The organism is uncultured Devosia sp. (genome assembly GCF_964244875.1).
Classification (GTDB): Bacteria; Pseudomonadota; Alphaproteobacteria; order Rhizobiales; family Devosiaceae; genus Devosia.
In genome coordinates, this window is sequence record NZ_CAXTKA010000003.1 from 170,811 (window position 1) to 189,358 (window position 18,548).

Sequence of the window (18,548 nt, forward strand, 5' to 3'; positions counted from 1 at the left end):
CCTTAGAGGCCGGTCGAAATATCGATCGACTGGCCGTCGACGAGGGTAACGATAGCCTTCTTGACGTCATTGCGGACGCCGATCTTGCCGCGGAAGCGCTTCACCTTGCCCTTACGGACCAGAGTGTTCACCGCCTTGACCTTGACCGAAAACAGCTGCTCGACAGCAGCCTTGATCTCGGTCTTGTTCGCGTCGATGGCGACATCGAACACAACCTGGTTGGCTTCCGACGCCATCGTGGACTTCTCGGTCACGACGGGATTGCGGATCACGTCATAAGCGCTGAGCTTGTTCATGCGAACCTCGCTTCCAGCGCTTCGAGCGCTGCCTTGGTCAGGACGAGCTTTTGACGGCGCAGGATATCAACGACGTTGATCCCCTGGATCGGCAGCACGTCGATATGCGGGATGTTACGGGCGGCCAAAGCAAAGTTCTGGTCGACAACCGCACCATCGATGATCAGCGCATTCAACCATTCCAGCTTACCGAAGGTGACGCGCAACGCGGCAGTCTTGGGAGCCGAGGTCGCGACGCTGTCCAGTACGATCAATTCGCCGGCCTTCGCCTTGGCGGACAAAGCATGCTTGAGCGCCAGGGCGCGCACCTTCTTGGGAAGGTCAATCGCGTGGCTGCGCGGCGTTGGACCGAACGCGCGGCCACCGCCACGGAACTGGGGAGCCTTGCGATCGCCATGGCGAGCGCCGCCCGAACCCTTCTGCTTGACGAACTTCTTGCCGGTACGAACGCCTTCCGAGCGATGCTTGACATCGTGCGTACCGGCCATGGCCTTGAGCTGCTGGTAGCGGACCATGCGGTGCAGGATGTCCTGCCGCACTTCCAGGCCGAACACGTCGTCTGCGAGTGTCACGGTACCGTTAGATTTGCCGTCCAGTGTCGTAATCTGCAGTTCCATTATTCAGCCCCTTCCGCAACGTCAGCAGCGGCCTTGAACGAACCAGGAAAGGCAGCATTCTTGGGAGCAGGCTTCTTGACGGCATCCTTGATTTGGATCCAGGCGCCCTTGGCACCGGGAACCGCACCCTGAATCATGATCAGACCACGTTCCACGTCGGTCTTGACGACCGTCAGGTTCTGCGTGGTGATGCGACGGTCACCCATGTGGCCAGGCATCTTCTTGTTCTTGAAGGTCTTGCCCGGGTCCTGGCGGCCACCGGTCGAACCGATCGAACGATGCGAAACCGACACACCGTGCGTCGCGCGCAGGCCACCAAAGTTCCAGCGCTTCATGCCGCCGGCAAACCCCTTGCCGATCGACGTGCCGGTGACATCCACCAACTGGCCTTCGATGAAATGGTCGGCCTGCAGCGTCGCGCCAACCTCGATGAGGTTTTCCGCATCGACGCGGAATTCGGCCACATGGCGCTTGGGCTCGACATGGGCAACAGCGAACTGGCCGCGTTCTGCCTTGGTCGTATTCTTCACCTTGGCCTGTCCAGCGCCCAACTGGAGCGCGACATAGCCATCTTTCTCCGACGTCCGCTGGCCTACCACCTGGCAGTTCTGCAGCCCGAGCACCGTCACCGGCACGTGTGCGCCGTCATCGGTGAATATGCGGGTCATGCCCAGCTTCTGTGCGATCAAACCAGAACGCATCGGTTAGTACCTTTTCGTTAAGCGCTGAACCGGGTCATTGGTTCTCAAGAGGACCCTTTTGGTGGTCAGTGCGGAAATCCGTGACTTAGAGCTTGATTTCGACGTCGACGCCGGCGGCAAGATCGAGCTTCATCAGTGCATCCACCGTCTGAGGGGTCGGGTCCACAATGTCGAGAAGACGCTTGTGGGTCCGGATCTCGAACTGCTCGCGCGACTTCTTGTCGATATGCGGCGAGCGGTTGACGGTAAACTTCTCAATTCGCGTCGGCAGCGGAATCGGACCGCGAACCTGGGCACCCGTGCGCTTGGCCGTCGAAACGATCTCGCGCGTGGAAGCGTCGAGGACGCGATGGTCAAACGCCTTGAGGCGGATGCGAATATTTTGACCGTTCATCTTGTTATCCTGACAACAATGGATCGCGGCGCGCGCAGTTCGCGCGCCACGAATTCATTCGCTTCTTATTTGAGGATCTTCGCCACGACGCCGGCGCCGACGGTACGGCCACCTTCACGGATAGCGAAGCGCAGCTTCTCTTCCATGGCGATCGGAACGATGAGCTGAACGTTCATGTTGATGTTGTCACCCGGCATGACCATTTCCGTGCCTTCCGGCAGGGTCACGATGCCCGTCACGTCCGTGGTCCGGAAATAGAACTGGGGACGATAGTTGCCGAAGAACGGAGTGTGACGGCCGCCTTCTTCCTTGGTGAGGATATAGGCCTCAGCCACGAAGTCGGTGTGCGGGGTCACGGAACCGGGCTTGCAGAGAACCTGGCCACGCTCGACCTGTGTGCGATCGATACCGCGGATCAGCGCGCCGACATTGTCGCCCGCCTGGCCCGAATCGAGCAGCTTGCGGAACATTTCGACACCGGTGACGGTGGTCTTCTGGGTCGCCTTGATGCCGACGATCTCGACTTCCTCGCCAACCTTGACGATGCCGCGTTCGACACGGCCGGTCACCACGGTGCCACGGCCCGAAATCGAGAACACGTCTTCGATCGGCAGCAGGAACGGCAGGTCAACCGGACGCTCGGGCTGCGGAATGTACGAGTCGACGGCAGCCATCAGCTCGAGAACGGCATCGTGGCCGAGCTTCTTGTCGCCATTGTTGAGAGCTTCGGTGGCCGAGCCCTTGATGATCGGGATATCGTCGCCGGGAAACTCGTATTTCGAGAGCAGTTCGCGAACTTCGAGTTCAACGAGCTCGAGCAGCTCGGCGTCATCGACCATGTCGCACTTGTTCAGGAAGACGACGAGCGCCGGAACGCCCACCTGGCGGGCCAGCAGGATGTGCTCGCGGGTCTGGGGCATCGGGCCATCGGCGGCGGACACGACCAGGATCGCGCCGTCCATCTGGGCAGCACCGGTGATCATGTTCTTCACATAGTCGGCGTGGCCGGGGCAATCGACGTGAGCATAGTGACGGTTGCTCGTCTCGTACTCGACGTGGGCGGTGTTGATCGTGATGCCGCGTGCCTTTTCTTCGGGGGCAGCGTCGATCTGGTCATACGCCTTGAAGGTCGCGCCACCGGTTTCGGCCAGGACCTTGGTGATCGCTGCGGTCAGCGAGGTCTTGCCATGGTCGACGTGACCGATGGTGCCGATATTGCAGTGAGGCTTACTGCGGGAAAACTTTTCCTTGCCCATCGCTTCTCTCCGTATTCGTTAGCCGCTCGGCCAACCTTGAGTTTCAGTTTGTTGTTAGGCGTACTTGGCCTGGACTTCGTCGGCGACTGCCTGCGGAACCTGCTCGTAATGATCGAACGTCATCGAATACTGTGCACGGCCCTGGCTCATCGAGCGCAGGGAGTTCACGTAACCAAACATGTTCGCGAGCGGGACATAAGCGTCCACGACCTGGAGCACACCACGGCCTTCCGTGCCGTGAATCTGACCGCGTCGTGAATTCAGATCGCCGATGACGTCGCCCATGTAATCTTCCGGGGTGACGACTTCAACCTTCATGATCGGCTCGAGGATCTTCGGAGACGCCTTGCGCAGAGCCTCGTTGAAGCCCGCACGACCGGCGATTTCGAAAGCCAGAACCGAGGAGTCAACGTCGTGATATGCGCCTTCCGTCAGCGTCACCTTGACGTCCACGATCGGGAACCCGATCAACGGACCGGACGACATGACCGACTTCACGCCCTTTTCGACGCCCGGAATATATTCCTTGGGCACCGAGCCGCCGACAACGGCGTTGACGAATTCGAGACCCTTGCCAACTTCGCCCGGCTCGACGCTGAGCTTGACGCGAGCGAACTGGCCCGAACCACCCGACTGCTTCTTGTGGGTATAGTCCACATTGGCCGGCTTCGTGATAGTCTCGCGGTAAGCCACCTGCGGTTGGCCGATATTGGCCTCGACCTTGAACTCGCGACGCATGCGGTCCACGAGAATGTCGAGGTGAAGTTCACCCATGCCCGAAATAATGGTCTGACCGGATTCTTCGTCGGTCTTGACGCGGAACGACGGATCTTCGGCAGCCAGGCGATTGAGCGCAAGGCCCATCTTTTCCTGGTCAGCCTTGGACTTCGGCTCAACCGAAATATCGATAACCGGTTCCGGGAAGATCATACGCTCGAGGATGACCTGCGCATTGGAGGCGCACAGGGTGTCGCCCGTCGTCGTGTCCTTCAGGCCCACGATGGCGACGATGTCGCCGGCGAAGGCTTCCGTGATCTGCTCGCGGCTATTGGCGTGCATCTGGAACAGACGACCAACGCGCTCGCGCTTTTCCTTGACCGTGTTTTCGATCATCATGCCCTGCTCGAGCTTGCCCGAGTAGATGCGGCAGAACGTCAACGTCCCCATGTGCGGGTCATTGGCGATCTTGAACGCCAGCATCGCCAGCGGCTCGTTGTCGTCGGCATGACGCTCAATCGGCTTTTCCGTACGGGCATCGATGCCCTGGATAGCCGGAACGTCGCCCGGAGCCGGCAGGAAGTCGATCACACCGTCAAGCAAAGGCTGTACGCCCTTGTTCTTAAAAGCGGAGCCGGCAAACACCAGGAAGAACTTTGCATCGATCGTGCCGCGACGCAGCAGGCGACGGATGGTGTCGTTGTTCGGCGTTTCGCCATTCAGATAGGCTTCCATGGCACTATCGTCGAGTTCGACGGCAGCTTCGATCATCGCTTCGCGGTATTTGACGGCCGAAGCCTTGAGGTCTTCCGGAATCTCGACGACGTCCCACTGGGCGCCAAGCTCTTCGTTGCGCCAGATCAGGGCGTTCATCTCGATCAGGTCGACAACACCCTTGAAATCATTCTCAGCGCCGATCGGCAACTGCACAGGAACGGCCTTCGCGCCCAACCGGCTGCCAATCATCTCGACGCAGCGATAAAAATCGGCGCCGATCTTGTCCATCTTGTTGACGAAGATGAGACGAGGAACGTTGTACTTGTCGGCCTGGCGCCACACGGTCTCGGTCTGCGGCTCGACACCAGCATTGGCATCGAGCAGCGCCACGGCGCCGTCGAGCACGCGCAGCGAGCGTTCGACTTCAATGGTGAAGTCCACGTGGCCGGGGGTGTCGATGATGTTGAAGCGGTGCATGACGCCATCACGGTCTTTCCAGAACGTGGTGGTGGCGGCGGACGTGATGGTGATACCGCGTTCCTGCTCCTGCTCCATCCAGTCCATGGTCGCGGCGCCGTCATGGACTTCGCCGATCTTATGGGACTTGCCGGTATAGTAAAGGATGCGTTCGGTCGTAGTCGTCTTGCCAGCATCGATGTGAGCCATGATGCCGAAGTTACGATACAGATTAATCGGATATTCGCGTGCCATTTGCAGCTCCTACCAGCGGTAGTGCGAGAAGGCACGGTTGGCGTCAGCCATACGGTGCGTATCTTCGCGCTTCTTGACGGCCTGGCCGCGCCCGTTGACCGCATCCATCAGCTCGCCGGACAGACGCTCGCGCATCGTGTTCTCGCCGCGCTTGCGTGCACTGTCGATCAACCAGCGAATGGCCAAGGCCTGCTGACGATCGGTACGAACCTCGACGGGAACCTGATAGGTAGCGCCGCCAACACGGCGCGAGCGGACTTCAACCGACGGGCGGATGTTGTCCAGAGCGGTGTGGAACGCCACAATGGGGTCTTGCTTGGTCTTGGACTCAACGATTTCGAAGGCACCATAAACGATGCCTTCGGCGGCCGACTTCTTGCCGTCCTTCATCAAGGAGTTCATGAACTTGGTGACAACCAGATCGCCGAACTTGGGATCAGGAATAACATCACGCTTTTCTGCGCTATGGCGACGGGACATGACTCTCTCTCCTTATTTCGGACGCTTAGCGCCGTACTTCGAACGACGCTGCTTGCGGTCCTTCACGCTCTGCGTGTCGAGCACGCCGCGCAACACGTGATACCGAACGCCGGGCAGGTCGCGAACACGGCCGCCACGGATGAGCACGACGGAGTGCTCCTGCAGATTGTGGCCTTCGCCCGGAATATACGAAATCACTTCGCGTGCGTTGGTCAGGCGGACCTTGGCCACTTTGCGCAACGCCGAGTTCGGCTTCTTCGGAGTAGTCGTATAGACACGTGAGCAAACGCCGCGCTTCTGCGGGTTTGCCTCCATCGCCGGAACTTTGTTCCGCTTTGGCTTGCTGGCGCGTGGTTTGCGGATCAGCTGATTAATGGTGGGCATTGAGCTCTTTCCATCGTCCAAATTCGTTTCGATCACAACGCAGCAAACCAAAACGGCGCTCATCCGACCCGGCTAAGGGAACGGCGGCGCCTTAATTGCAGCGGATCGTAGCCCGAAAGGACCACGTTCATGCGCACAAGGATTTGCTTCGTCTATCTACCCACCAGTGTGTTTGATTGTCCTGGATGCCCGCACAAGATGGCAGGTACCCGAAGCGACATTCACGACCGACTGCTTAGGTAGGCGGTGTTTAGTGCCGAAGACTCGGCGCGTCAAGGATTCTTTCGCGAAAATCGGCATGGTGGGCATGCTGGGCCACACGCCGGTTGGTCCAGCCTCTCCCAGATTGGCACAGCCCCCGGTCAGGCCGTCTGACGGCGGGGATGTTTCCCGCAAACCGCTGTTTTGCCACCCATGAAGCATGTATCATGTATCTGGGGACAGGCAGGGCCGAGAGGCGGCGCTGCACTCAGACTCATGGAGAGGGACTCTTGAACACGTTTTACGCCACACTGGCCGGCGGCGCGCTCGCGCTGGCCTTGACTGTTTCTGCCCAGGCACAGGCCCTGACAGGAGCCGACGTCGATGAAATCCTCAACGCCGCCCGCGGCTACGGTTCGGCAACTCTGACCACCCAGGCCAACGGCGATCCGCAGATCACCGGCAAGACCGAGGGTATCAGCTACCAGATCTACTTTCGCAACTGCACCGACAACAAGAAGTGCGAAGACCTGAACTTTTACCTCGGCTTTCTCGACGTAAAGCCCACCCTTGAGGTCATCAACGACTGGAACCTCAATAAGCGCTTCAGCCGCGCTTATCTCGACCAGGATCGAGATGCTTGTGTCGAGATGGATATCGATATGGTCAAGGGCATCAGCGCCGAGTATCTGGACTCCCAGATTAGTCTCTGGACGCTTGTCGTCAGCCAATTCGCCGACCACGTTGGCTACAAGAAGTAACTTTAGCCGACGACGACCGCGAAGGGGCCGCCGGGGCCCCTTCTTAACCGGCAAAGACCCCTCAGTTCATCGTCACCTTGAAGGCCACGAACTGAGTGAACTGACCATCGGCATTGAAATTATTATCCGAGGCGATGACGACCGTCTGACTTCCGTCGATTTCAGGGCCAAAGGTAATGGCTTCGATATTGTCGATATCAAGCCCGAAATCACCTTCCCCGATCTTGAGCACCAGTTGCCTGGCCAAGGGTACGACGTCAAGACCCGCTATGGTTTGCTTGCCGGATACATCCGTGGCGCCCTCAATATCCGCGACGTAGAAATTGATCTCGTTTCCGAGCCCCGAGCCAAAGGAGCGCTCGACCGCCAGGAAATGCGTGGCGTCGAGCAGCAGGAATTCCGACATGCCGTTATCGTTGTAGTTCGGTTCCGCCGTCGCTTTCTTGAAGATCGGCCCGGTCTCGTAAACATACTCTACCTTCGGTTCGCCCGAGGCGATGTCGAAACCGATGATGCGCGCCTTGCTGCCGGTCTCAAGCGTCGCCTTAGGCCCATCCTGCGCCAGCGCGTTTTCGGTGCCGGCATAAAGCATGGTGTCATCGCCCGAGATGGCAAGGCTCTCAAATGCCAGATTGCCGTAAACCCCAGCAGTCTTGTCAGCGTTCGGCAGATAGTAGGACGGAACGTCGAACGCCCGCAGGAAGGTGCCATCCATGCGGCTTTCATAGACACCCGGATTGCCGCCGGCATCCCCCTCGCTGGCCCAGAACACGCTCTTGCGGGCCGCGTCGAACCGGATGGTCTCGGGATCGATGCCGTTTTCGGGGTAGATATTGCCCGAAGCCGTGCGCAGCAAATGGCTGGCAACGATGTCGATGGAGTGCACGCCTTCGGCATCAATAGCGAGCTTCAGCGCATAGAACCGGGCCGGCGCTCGTTGCGAGCGATCATCGGAAATTGCGTAATAGGTGTCTGTCGCCGCATTATAGTCGAGACCGGAAATCCCGCCCAACTCCTCGCCGGCAATGATGAGGCCCGTCGGCAAGGTTATCGATCCCAGCAATTCTGCTTTCGCCGACATCTGCTGGGCCAGCGCCGGGAATGCCGCCAGCGCCAGTACTACTGTCAGGCCGAGTTTTGCCTTGATCATCATGCGCTCCTTTGTTGACGGCAAAAGCTATGAGCAGCCAATGAACCGGCCATGACGGCACCGTTGCAGCTCTGTGACACGGGGAAGGCCCTATCCCCCCCGTGCTCGTACGCTCTATTCGGCTTTGAGCAGGTCGGCGACGTCGAGCAGGATGAACTCATTGTCGTCGGCCCGGCCTTGTTCGCGGCCAATCGAATAGGGAAAGTTGTTGTCGTTGGCGACGATGATGGTGGTTGCATCGATCAGGTCGACATCTTCGATAGTCTCGAACGGGAACGTGAACACGCCATCTTCAGTGCCACGCGGCGCGATCCCGTCAGGGTCCTTGATGTCCAGAAGATCAATATAGCCGATCTTTTGCAGCACGCCGTTCGCATCGGCCTTGTCGAGATCGACCAGATAGATGCGCTTCAGCATCGCAGGCTTGGGTGCCCAGGCGCCACCGGCGTTCTGGTCGCGTTCGATGATCAGCGCGCGATGATCGTCGATCATGTTGAAATCGCCGATCGAATTGGCCGCGTCCTCCAGCGGATAGTACCGCACGGTGTCCGCCCAACTGCCGGCATCGATGTGATATTCCAGCATGCGGATTGCCGGCTTGCCGTCCACCAGTTCCAGCGCCTTGCTGGTCTCATCGTAAAAGGTCTTCTCCACCAGCGGATAAAGGATCTTGCCGTCCGCTGACTGCGCCATGCCTTCGAAACCGCCCGAGCGCTGGGTCGTGACGCCCGCCAGTTCGGTGCCGGGATTTGGCGTGACGATCGTCTGGTTGTCGGGTGACTTGTAGTCGACGCCGGCCACGCTGGTCGCGACCACCTTGAGCACGACGCCTTCGACATCCGTCTGGATCAGCCACGGTCCGAACTCATCGCCGAACCAGAACGTGTCGCCGACAGGCTGAATCGACTCGACATCGAAATCCGATCCGGTGAGGTAGCGCGTGTCGGTGGTTTCATTGACGATCCGGAAGGGCACGAGCTTATCGGGATCGGACAGGAAATTGGTCTTCTCGACCGCGACCTGGCCAGTTTCCCAATCGAGCTTGAGATGATGGAACATCAGCAGCGAGTCAGTGGATGTTGCCTTGGAGCCAAAGCCATTGTCGGTCAACACCAGGAAACGGTCGTCGCCCAGTGACCTGATGCCGGAAAAGCCCTGCAGTGCCTGCCCGGCATAGGGACGCGACAGCCCGGTCTTCTCGTCAAAAATCGAATAGAGCGCATCGGTCCGCGCGCCGTTGGTATAACGACCCGACAGGTTGAAATAGGCCGGTGCGTCCGCGGGAGGCGGCGTAAACGACTGGGCGGGCAGTTCCGCATGAGCCTTCAATATGGCATCGAACTTGACCGGCCCGGCCGCGTATACCGCAGTCGTCAAGGCAAAAAGGCTTACGCCCAAAGCAAAAAAACAGCGCAACATCTGGTTCTCCATTATGGCAGATGGCAGATGCCTAGCGCTCGATTATGTCGATCCGCATACAAGCCGACTTCATATCGATTACGATTTTGCGTCAGTTTGAAATCGAGCATTGCGGAAAAAAGGGGGCCTCGCGGCCCCCTTCCCTATGCTTGGCTTGTTGCGATGTTTACTCGGCGGCGGTGTCGATCGGTTTGTCAAACACCCGTGGCGAGGGAATCGCGGCGGTCGAAGCCTGGCGGCGACGTTCGTCAAGGATCAACTCATCGCGCTTGGACGCGATCAGCTTTGCCGACGTGATACCCGCGCCGGTGCCGGCGGGGATCAGGCGACCCACGATGACGTTTTCCTTGAGGCCTTCGAGCAGGTCGGCCTTGCCGGAAACCGCTGCTTCCGTAAGGACGCGAGTGGTTTCCTGGAACGAGGCGGCCGACACGAACGAGCGGGTCTGCAGCGACGCCTTGGTGATGCCGAGCAGCACCGGATTGGCCGTTGCCGGCTTCTTGCCATCGGCGATCAACTGGTCGTTGAGCTCATCAAAGTCCAGCTTGTCGAGCTGCTCATCTTTGAGCAGGCCAGTTTCACCGGGATCCACGATCTCGACCTTTTGCAGCATCTGGCGGACGATCACCTCGATATGCTTGTCGTTGATTAGCACACCCTGCAGACGATAGACCTCCTGGATTTCATTGACGAGGTAACGAGCAAGCTCTTCCACGCCCTTGATTGCCAGAATGTCATGCGGAGCCGGATTGCCGTCGAGGATGTATTCGCCCTTCTCGATGGTGTCGCCCTCCTGCAGATGGAACGGCTTGCCCTTCGGGATCAGATACTCGACAGCATCGGCGCCTTCTTCATGCGGCTTGATGATGACGCGACGCTTGTTCTTGTAATCGCGGCCAAAACCAATGATGCCATCGATCTCGGCGATGATCGCGTGATCCTTGGGACGACGTGCCTCGAACAATTCGGCCACCCGCGGCAGACCGCCGGTGATGTCCTTGGTCTTGGCGCTTTCCAGCGGAATACGCGCCAGCACGTCGCCGGGCGAGACCTTCTGGCCCGGTTCCACGTTCAGCACCGCATCCACACTCAGCAGATAACGCGCTTCGCCGCCACGGTCGACCTTGACTACCGCACCGCTGCGGGCAATCGCCAATGCCGGCTTGAGGCCGTCACCACGCTGGTTAGTCCGCCAATCGATCACAACGCGCTTGGTAAAGCCCGTTGCTTCGTCGGTATTTTCCGCGACCGAGGTGCCATCGACCAGATCTTCGAACAGCACTTCGCCATCGACCTCGGCCAGGATCGGACGGGTGTAGGGGTCCCATTCAGCCAGGCGCTGGCCACGGCGGACCGTGTCACCTTCCTTAACCAGAAGCTTGGAGCCGTACGTCACCTTATGGGTGGTACGCTCCTTGCCGTCCGCATCCAGGATAGCCAACGACACGTTTCGCGCCATGACGACGAGCTTATTGCCTTCGACCTTGGCCAGGTTCGGATTACGGATGGCGATAGTGCCTTCCGCACCTGACTCCAGGAACGACGAGTCAACCACCTGTGCCGTGCCACCGATGTGGAACGTTCGCATGGTGAGCTGCGTGCCGGGTTCACCGATCGATTGTGCCGCGATGACGCCCACAGCTTCACCCATGTTCACGGGAGTACCGCGAGCCAGGTCACGGCCGTAGCAGGCCGCGCAGGTGCCCTGGCGCATGTCGCAAGTCAAGGGCGACCGGATGCGGATCGACTGGATCCGGGCGTCCTCGATGATGTCGACATGCTTTTCTTCCAGCAACGTGCCCCGGGCGGCGATGAGATCGCCGGTCAGCGGATGGTTGATATCGTCCGCCGCCGTACGGCCGAGAACGCGTTGGCCGATCGAAGCAACGATCTGGCCGGCGTCCACGATCGGCTCCATGGTCAGGCCGCGTTCGGTGCCACAATCAGTGGCCACGATGATCGCGTCCTGCGCCACGTCGACGAGACGACGCGTCAGATAGCCCGAGTTCGCAGTCTTCAACGCCGTATCCGCCAGGCCCTTGCGAGCACCGTGGGTGGAGTTGAAATACTCCAGAACGTTGAGGCCTTCCTTGAAGTTTGCCGTGATCGGGGTCTCGATGATCGAGCCGTCCGGACGGGCCATCAGGCCGCGCATGCCCGAAAGCTGCTTCATCTGTGCCGGTGAACCACGGGCACCCGAATGGCTCATCATATAGACCGAGTTGATCGGCTTCTGGCGCTTGGTTTCCTTATCAATCTGAACGGCAGCGATGCCCTTCATCATGTCCTCGGCAACCTTGTCGCCACACTTGGCCCACGCATCCACGACCTTGTTGTACTTTTCGCCCTGGGTGATCAGGCCGTCATTGTACTGCTGCTCGAATTCCTCGACCTGCTTGCGCGCTGCTTCCACGATCGCATATTTGGTCGGAGGAATGACCATGTCGTCCTTGCCAAACGAGATGCCGGCCTTGCACGCATGGGTAAAGCCCAGTTGCATGACGCGGTCGCAGAAAATCACGGTCTCTTTCTGACCGCAGCCACGGTAAACCGTGTCGATCATTTTGGAGATCATCTTCTTGGTCATCAGCTGGTTGGCCGTGGCGTATGGCACTGACGGATGCTTGGGCAGGATTTGCCCGATGATCATCCGGCCGGGAGTGGTTTCCACGATCTCGGTCTTGGGCTTGCCGCTCTCGTCGAACGTCTGCACCCGGCCCTTGATCTTGGTGTGCATGGTGACGACACCATTGTAGAGCGCATGTTCCAGCTCGCCCATGGACGAGAAGCTCATGCCCTGCCCCGGCTCGCCTTCGTTCATCAGGCTGAGGTGATACAGTCCCAGCACGATGTCCTGGCTCGGCACGATGATCGGCTGGCCGTTGGCAGGATGCAGAATGTTGTTGGTCGACATCATCAAGACGCGCGCTTCCAGCTGCGCCTCAAGCGACAGCGGAACGTGCACCGCCATCTGGTCACCGTCGAAGTCGGCGTTGAACGCCGAGCAGACGAGCGGATGCAGCTGGATCGCCTTGCCTTCGATCAGCATCGGCTCGAACGCCTGGATGCCAAGACGATGCAGCGTCGGCGCACGGTTCAGCAGAACCGGGTGCTCGCGGATCACTTCGTCAAGGATATCCCAAACCTCGGGCTTTTCCTTCTCGACCAGCTTCTTGGCCTGCTTCACCGTCGAGCTGAAGCCCTTGGCTTCAAGGCGCGAATAAATGAACGGCTTGAACAGTTCGAGCGCCATCTTCTTGGGCAGGCCGCACTGGTGCAGCTTGAGGTTCGGACCCACGGTGATGACCGAGCGGCCCGAATAGTCAACGCGCTTGCCAAGCAGGTTCTGGCGGAACCGGCCCTGCTTGCCCTTGAGCATATCGGACAGCGACTTCAACGGACGCTTGTTGGCGCCAGTGATGGTGCGGCCACGACGGCCATTGTCGAACAGCGCATCGACAGCTTCCTGCAGCATGCGCTTTTCGTTGCGGATGATGATGTCGGGAGCCCGCAGTTCGATCAGGCGCTTCAACCGGTTGTTGCGGTTGATGACGCGGCGATAGAGATCGTTCAGGTCGGACGTGGCAAAGCGGCCACCATCCAGCGGCACCAGCGGGCGCAGCTCTGGCGGAATGACCGGGATGATGGTCATGATCATCCATTCGGGCTTGTTGCCCGAAACGATGAACTGCTCGACGATCTTCAACCGTTTTGCGAGCTTTTTGGGCTTAAGTTCCGTGGTCGACTCGGCAATTTCCACACGCAGGTCGGCCGCGATCTTTTCGAGATCGAGCGCAAGCAGAATATCGCGAATAGCCTCGGCCCCGATCTTGGCGGTAAAGCTGTCGGCACCGTATTCGTCCTGGGCGTCGAGGAACTGCTCTTCGGAAAGCAGTTCATGCAGGCTGAACGGGGTCAGGCCGGCATCGAGCACGACGTAGTTTTCGAAATACAAGATACGCTCGATATCCTTGAGCGTCATATCGAGCAGCAGCGCAATGCGCGACGGCAGGGACTTCAGGAACCAGATGTGAGCGACTGGCGCGGCCAACTCGATATGGCCCATGCGCTCGCGGCGAACGCGAGACAAGGTAACTTCCACGCCGCACTTCTCGCAGATAACGCCCTTGAACTTCATGCGCTTGTACTTTCCGCACAAGCACTCATAGTCCTTCACGGGCCCAAAGATGCGCGCACAGAACAGACCATCGCGTTCTGGCTTGAACGTACGATAGTTGATGGTTTCGGGCTTCTTGATCTCGCCGAACGACCAGGAGAGGATTTTCTCCGGGCTGGCGATCGAGATTTTCATCTGGTCGAACGTTTGCACCGGCACTGCCGGGTTGAACGGGTCCATGACGTGGGAATGATGGTTCATCAAAAACTCTCCTCTATCCATCCAGCCCTACTGGGCCGGATGGAAAATGAATGGGATGGGGAAGTGCCGGATTACTCCGCCGCTTCCTGAGGAGGTGCGAGCTCCGCACGGTCCGGGACATCGACATCGCGCATGTCGAGTTCGACATTGAGACCCAGGGAACGGATTTCCTTGACCAGAACGTTGAAGCTCTCCGGGATGCCAGGCTCGAACGTGTCGTCGCCGCGCACGATGGATTCGTAGACCTTGGTCCGGCCTGCGACGTCGTCCGACTTGATCGTCAGCATTTCCTGCAAGGTATAAGCGGCGCCATAGGCTTCGAGCGCCCACACCTCCATCTCGCCAAAACGCTGCCCGCCGAACTGTGCCTTGCCGCCCAGCGGCTGCTGGGTGACGAGCGAGTACGGACCGATCGAACGCGCGTGGATCTTGTTGTCCACCAGATGGTCCAGCTTGAGCATATAAATATACCCAACCGTCACCTGACGATCGAACTGCTCACCCGTGCGCCCGTCATAGACGGTGGATTGGCCCGAGCCCTTAAGCCCTGCCTTTTCCAGCATGGCAACAATATCGGCTTCCTTGGCGCCGTCGAACACCGGCGTGGCGATCGAAACACCCTTGGACAGATGCTCGCCAAGACGGATCAGGCCGTCGTCGTCAAGATCGGTGATCGACGTGTCACCTTCGAACAGCGCGCCAACTTCCGCGCGGAGCGGCTTGAGGTCGCCCTTCTGATGATAGATGCGCACCATCTCGTCGATCTTCTTGCCCATGCCGGCACAAGCCCAACCCAGATGGGTTTCGAGGATCTGGCCAACGTTCATGCGCGAGGGCACGCCCAGCGGATTGAGCACGATGTCCACATGCGTACCGTCTTCGAGGTACGGCATGTCTTCGATCGGCACGATACGCGAAACCACGCCCTTGTTGCCATGGCGGCCGGCCATCTTGTCGCCCGGCTGGATCTTGCGCTTGGTCGCGATGAAGACCTTGACCATCTTCATCACGCCGGGCGGAAGTTCATCACCGCGCTGCAGCTTGTCCACCTTGTCGATGAAACGCTGCTCTAAAAGACGACGGCTCTCTTCATACTGGGCATGAAGCGCCTCCATCTCTGTCATGACCTTGTCGTCCTCGACCGCAAACTGCCACCACTTGGAGCGGGGCTGGGCCTCGAACATCTGGTCATTCAGCTTGGTGCCGACGACATAGCCTTTCGGACCCGCATTGGCAGCCTTGCCGAACAGCATCTCCTTGAGACGCGCATAAACGTTGCGGTCAAGGATCGACTGTTCGTCGTCACGGTCCTTGGCGAGACGCTCGATTTCCTCGCGCTCGATAGCCATGGCGCGCTCGTCTTTGTCGATGCCGTGGCGATTGAACACGCGCACTTCAACGACGGTACCAGCATCGCCCGGCGGTACGCGCAGGGAGGTATCGCGAACGTCCGATGCTTTTTCGCCAAAGATGGCGCGGAGAAGCTTTTCTTCCGGCGTCATCGGCGATTCACCCTTGGGGGTGATCTTGCCGACAAGGATGTCGCCGGGAGCCACTTCCGCACCGATATGCACGATACCGGCTTCGTCGAGGTTCTTCAGCGCTTCTTCCGAAACGTTCGGAATGTCGCGCGTAATTTCCTCCGGCCCCAGCTTGGTGTCACGCGCCATCACTTCATATTCCTCGATGTGGATCGAGGTGAAGACGTCGTTCATGGCAATCCGTTCGGACAGCAGGATCGAATCTTCGAAGTTGTAGCCATTCCACGGCATGAAGGCGACGAGCACGTTGCGGCCCAGGGCAAGGTCGCCCAGGTCCGTCGACGGACCGTCGGCGATGATGTCGCCGGCGTTGATGTGATCGCCAACGACGACCAGCGGACGCTGGTTGATGCAGGTCGACTGGTTCGAGCGCTGGAACTTCATCAGGTTGTAGATATCGACGCCGGACTTGCTGGCATCGGTTTCTTCGGTCGCGCGGATAACGATGCGCGTCGCATCGACTTGGTCGACAATGCCCTTGCGCTTGGAGACGATCGCCGCCCCCGAGTCACGGGCCACGACAGCTTCCATGCCCGTGCCCACAAACGGAGCGTGAGCCCGCAGCAGTGGCACAGCCTGCCGCTGCATGTTCGAACCCATCAGCGCACGGTTGGCGTCGTCGTTCTCGAGGAACGGGATCAACGAGGCGGCAACCGACACCATTTGCTTGGGCGAAACGTCCATCAGATCGACGTTTTCCTTGGGAGTCAGGCCGTTGTCACCCGCGTGGCGGGCTACGACCAGCTCGTCATTGAGCTCGCCCTTGGCATTGATCGTCACGTTCGCCTGGGCAACGTAGTGCTTGGCCTCTTCCATCGCCGACAGATAGACGACATCGTCAGTGATGATGCCATCGACGATCTTGCGGTATGGCGTTTCGATAAAGCCGTACTTGTTGACGCGAGCGAAGGTCGACAGCGAGTTGATGAGCCCGATATTCGGGCCTTCCGGCGTTTCGATCGGGCAGATCCGGCCGTAATGGGTCGGGTGCACGTCGCGCACTTCGAACCCTGCCCGCTCGCGGGTCAAACCGCCTGGCCCCAGCGCTGACAGGCGACGCTTGTGGGTGATTTCCGATAGCGGGTTGGTCTGGTCCATGAACTGCGACAGCTGGCTCGAGCCGAAGAACTCGCGCACCGCGGCCGCAGCCGGCTTGGCGTTGATCAAATCCTGCGGCATCACCGTGTCGATCTCGACCGAGCTCATGCGCTCCTTGATCGCCCGTTCCATGCGCAGCAGGCCGAGGCGATAGGAGTTTTCCATGAGTTCGCCAACGGAACGAACGCGACGGTTGCCCAGATTGTCGATATCGTCGATTTCGCCACGACCGTCGCGCAGGTCCACCAGGGTCCGCACCACTTCCACGATGTCTTCCTTGCGCAGCACGCGCACGGTGTCTTCGGCGGTCAGATCGAGACGCATGTTCATCTTGACACGGCCAACGGCTGACAGGTCATAGCGCTCGCTGTCGAAAAACAGCGACTTGAACATGGCTTCGGCCGTATCGACGGTCGGCGGCTCGCCGGGGCGCATGACGCGGTAGATATCGAACAACGCGTCTTCGCGGCTTTCGTTCTTGTCCACGGCCAGAGTATTGCGCAGATAAGCGCCGATGGTGACGTGGTCGATATCGAGGATCGGCAACGCATCGAAACCAAGGTCAAGGAGCTTGGCCAGCACCTTCTCGTCGATTTCGTCACCGGCTTCCACATAGACTTCGCCGGTCTGCATGTTGATCAAGTCTTCGGCGACATACATGCCGTACAGGTCTTCGTTAACCGCCAACAGATGCGTCAGGCCGTTTTCACCGAGCTTCTTGGCCTGGCGAGCGGACAGCTTCTTGCCGCCTTCGTGCACGACGTCGCCGGTCTTGGCGTCGATCAGGTCGTGGCTTGGCTTGGCGCCCTTCCACTTCTCGGCGTCATAAGGAACGCGCCAGCCTTTTTCGGTCTTTTCGTACTGCAGCGTATTGTAATAGGTGCTGAGGATTTCCTCGGCATCCATGCCAAGCGCCTTGAGCAGCGAGGTCACCGGAATCTTGCGCCGACGGTCGATGCGCGCAAACACAATATCCTTGGCGTCGAATTCAATATCGAGCCAGGAGCCGCGATAGGGAATGATCCGGCCCGCGAATAGCAGCTTGCCCGAGGAATGGGTCTTGCCCTTGTCGTGATCGAAGAACACGCCCGGCGAGCGGTGCATCTGCGAAACAATCACGCGCTCGGTACCGTTGACGATAAAAGTGCCGTTCGAGGTCATAAAGGGCATGTCGCCCATATAGACGTCCTGCTCCTTGATATCCTTGACCGAGCGGGCGCCGGTTTCCTCGTCCACTTCAAACACGATGAGGCGCAGCGTCACCTTGAGCGGGGCAGCGAACGTGATGTCGCGCGCACGGCACTCATCGATGTCGTACTTGGGCGCTTCGAACTCGTACTTCACGAATTCGAGAGAGGCCGTGTTTGAAAAATCGGTGATCGGAAAGACGGATTTGAAGACCGATTGAAGCCCTTCGTCGCCGCGACCGCCCTTGGGCTCGTCGACAAGCAGAAACTGATCATAGGAAGCCTTCTGGACTTCGATCAGATTGGGCATCTCCGTGACTTCGCGAATGGACCCGAAGGACTTGCGTACCTTGCGGCGGCCGTTGAAAGTGGTAGCCATGAAAGCTCCTGTTTCTTTGCGATGGTCTCGGAGGCAAATATCCAAAGACCCGACAATCAGCCGGCGGGTATCGGGATATGTGCCCAGAGCGGGATATGAATTAGCTTAAGCAATTCCGCAACTTGCGCCCTGGGCCTGAGGCCTGGCGCCCCGCCATCAAC

The 18,548-nt window shown here is 59.2% G+C and carries 13 protein-coding genes; 1 reads left to right on the top strand and 12 read right to left on the bottom strand.

Annotated elements, in window-relative coordinates:
* Positions 1-2: 2 nt before the first annotated feature.
* The 8 genes from ACFE8X_RS05585 to rpsL all read right to left on the bottom strand — a co-directional run bounded on the left by ACFE8X_RS05585 (position 3) and on the right by rpsL (position 6,273).
* Positions 3-296 (bottom strand): 50S ribosomal protein L23, encoded by a 294-nt coding sequence (locus ACFE8X_RS05585; RefSeq protein ID WP_299724810.1) that lies wholly within the window; start codon positions 294-296, stop codon positions 3-5.
* A complete protein-coding gene (rplD, locus tag ACFE8X_RS05590) occupies positions 293-913 on the bottom strand; it encodes a 50S ribosomal protein L4 (RefSeq protein ID WP_375450455.1) in 621 nt (206 codons plus the stop codon). Before rplD ends, ACFE8X_RS05585 begins: the two co-directional genes overlap by 4 nt.
* Positions 913-1,614 carry a 50S ribosomal protein L3 gene (gene rplC / locus ACFE8X_RS05595; RefSeq protein WP_375450456.1) on the bottom strand — a complete coding sequence of 234 codons (702 nt, stop codon included), beginning with the start codon at positions 1,612-1,614 and terminating at the stop codon, positions 913-915. Before rplC ends, rplD begins: the two co-directional genes overlap by 1 nt.
* Before the next feature lie 85 nt (positions 1,615-1,699).
* Complete coding sequence (gene rpsJ, locus ACFE8X_RS05600) at positions 1,700-2,008, bottom strand: 30S ribosomal protein S10 (RefSeq protein ID WP_375450457.1); 309 nt, start codon at positions 2,006-2,008, stop codon at positions 1,700-1,702.
* 65 nt (positions 2,009-2,073) lie between these two features.
* On the bottom strand, positions 2,074-3,264 hold the full coding sequence (gene tuf / locus ACFE8X_RS05605; RefSeq protein ID WP_375450458.1) for an elongation factor Tu: 1,191 nt from the start codon (positions 3,262-3,264) through the stop codon (positions 2,074-2,076).
* Positions 3,265-3,318: 54 nt separating this feature from the next.
* On the bottom strand, positions 3,319-5,409 hold the full coding sequence (fusA, locus tag ACFE8X_RS05610) for an elongation factor G (RefSeq protein WP_375450459.1): 2,091 nt from the start codon (positions 5,407-5,409) through the stop codon (positions 3,319-3,321).
* A 9-nt stretch (positions 5,410-5,418) separates the two neighbouring features.
* Positions 5,419-5,889: a 30S ribosomal protein S7 gene (gene rpsG / locus ACFE8X_RS05615; protein WP_299724798.1), complete on the bottom strand. Its 471-nt coding sequence runs from the start codon at positions 5,887-5,889 to the stop codon at positions 5,419-5,421.
* A gap of 12 nt (positions 5,890-5,901) precedes the next feature.
* Positions 5,902-6,273 (bottom strand): 30S ribosomal protein S12, encoded by a 372-nt coding sequence (gene rpsL, locus ACFE8X_RS05620; RefSeq protein WP_375450460.1) that lies wholly within the window; start codon positions 6,271-6,273, stop codon positions 5,902-5,904.
* A 491-nt stretch (positions 6,274-6,764) separates the two neighbouring features.
* Between rpsL and ACFE8X_RS05625 the strand changes: the two genes are divergently transcribed.
* On the top strand, positions 6,765-7,235 hold the full coding sequence (locus ACFE8X_RS05625; RefSeq protein WP_375450461.1) for a YbjN domain-containing protein: 471 nt from the start codon (positions 6,765-6,767) through the stop codon (positions 7,233-7,235).
* 61 nt (positions 7,236-7,296) lie between these two features.
* Here the strand turns inward: ACFE8X_RS05625 and ACFE8X_RS05630 are convergent, their stop codons facing one another.
* The 4 genes from ACFE8X_RS05630 to rpoB all read right to left on the bottom strand — a co-directional run bounded on the left by ACFE8X_RS05630 (position 7,297) and on the right by rpoB (position 18,387).
* A complete protein-coding gene (locus ACFE8X_RS05630) occupies positions 7,297-8,388 on the bottom strand; it encodes an esterase-like activity of phytase family protein (RefSeq protein WP_375450462.1) in 1,092 nt (363 codons plus the stop codon).
* Positions 8,389-8,499: 111 nt separating this feature from the next.
* Entirely contained in the window at positions 8,500-9,804 is a 1,305-nt protein-coding gene (locus ACFE8X_RS05635; RefSeq protein WP_375450463.1) for an esterase-like activity of phytase family protein, read from the bottom strand.
* 166 nt (positions 9,805-9,970) lie between these two features.
* Positions 9,971-14,182 carry a DNA-directed RNA polymerase subunit beta' gene (gene rpoC / locus ACFE8X_RS05640; protein WP_375450464.1) on the bottom strand — a complete coding sequence of 1,404 codons (4,212 nt, stop codon included), beginning with the start codon at positions 14,180-14,182 and terminating at the stop codon, positions 9,971-9,973.
* 71 nt (positions 14,183-14,253) lie between these two features.
* The gene (rpoB, locus tag ACFE8X_RS05645) at positions 14,254-18,387 is read right to left on the bottom strand and encodes a DNA-directed RNA polymerase subunit beta (RefSeq protein WP_375450465.1); all 4,134 of its coding nucleotides are present in this window, start codon (positions 18,385-18,387) and stop codon (positions 14,254-14,256) included.
* Positions 18,388-18,548 lie beyond the last annotated feature (161 nt).

What these genes read in the sequence shown, in the direction of transcription:
- ACFE8X_RS05585 (WP_299724810.1), bottom strand. Translation starts at nt 296, where the DNA reads ATGAACAAGCTCAGCGCTTATGACGTGATCCGCAATCCCGTCGTGACC.
- rplD (WP_375450455.1), bottom strand. Translation starts at nt 913, where the DNA reads ATGGAACTGCAGATTACGACACTGGACGGCAAATCTAACGGTACCGTG.
- rplC (WP_375450456.1), bottom strand. Translation starts at nt 1,614, where the DNA reads ATGCGTTCTGGTTTGATCGCACAGAAGCTGGGCATGACCCGCATATTC.
- rpsJ (WP_375450457.1), bottom strand. Translation starts at nt 2,008, where the DNA reads ATGAACGGTCAAAATATTCGCATCCGCCTCAAGGCGTTTGACCATCGC.
- tuf (WP_375450458.1), bottom strand. Translation starts at nt 3,264, where the DNA reads ATGGGCAAGGAAAAGTTTTCCCGCAGTAAGCCTCACTGCAATATCGGC.
- fusA (WP_375450459.1), bottom strand. Translation starts at nt 5,409, where the DNA reads ATGGCACGCGAATATCCGATTAATCTGTATCGTAACTTCGGCATCATG.
- rpsG (WP_299724798.1), bottom strand. Translation starts at nt 5,889, where the DNA reads ATGTCCCGTCGCCATAGCGCAGAAAAGCGTGATGTTATTCCTGATCCC.
- rpsL (WP_375450460.1), bottom strand. Translation starts at nt 6,273, where the DNA reads ATGCCCACCATTAATCAGCTGATCCGCAAACCACGCGCCAGCAAGCCA.
- ACFE8X_RS05630 (WP_375450462.1), bottom strand. Translation starts at nt 8,388, where the DNA reads ATGATGATCAAGGCAAAACTCGGCCTGACAGTAGTACTGGCGCTGGCG.
- ACFE8X_RS05635 (WP_375450463.1), bottom strand. Translation starts at nt 9,804, where the DNA reads ATGTTGCGCTGTTTTTTTGCTTTGGGCGTAAGCCTTTTTGCCTTGACG.
- rpoC (WP_375450464.1), bottom strand. Translation starts at nt 14,182, where the DNA reads ATGAACCATCATTCCCACGTCATGGACCCGTTCAACCCGGCAGTGCCG.
- rpoB (WP_375450465.1), bottom strand. Translation starts at nt 18,387, where the DNA reads ATGGCTACCACTTTCAACGGCCGCCGCAAGGTACGCAAGTCCTTCGGG.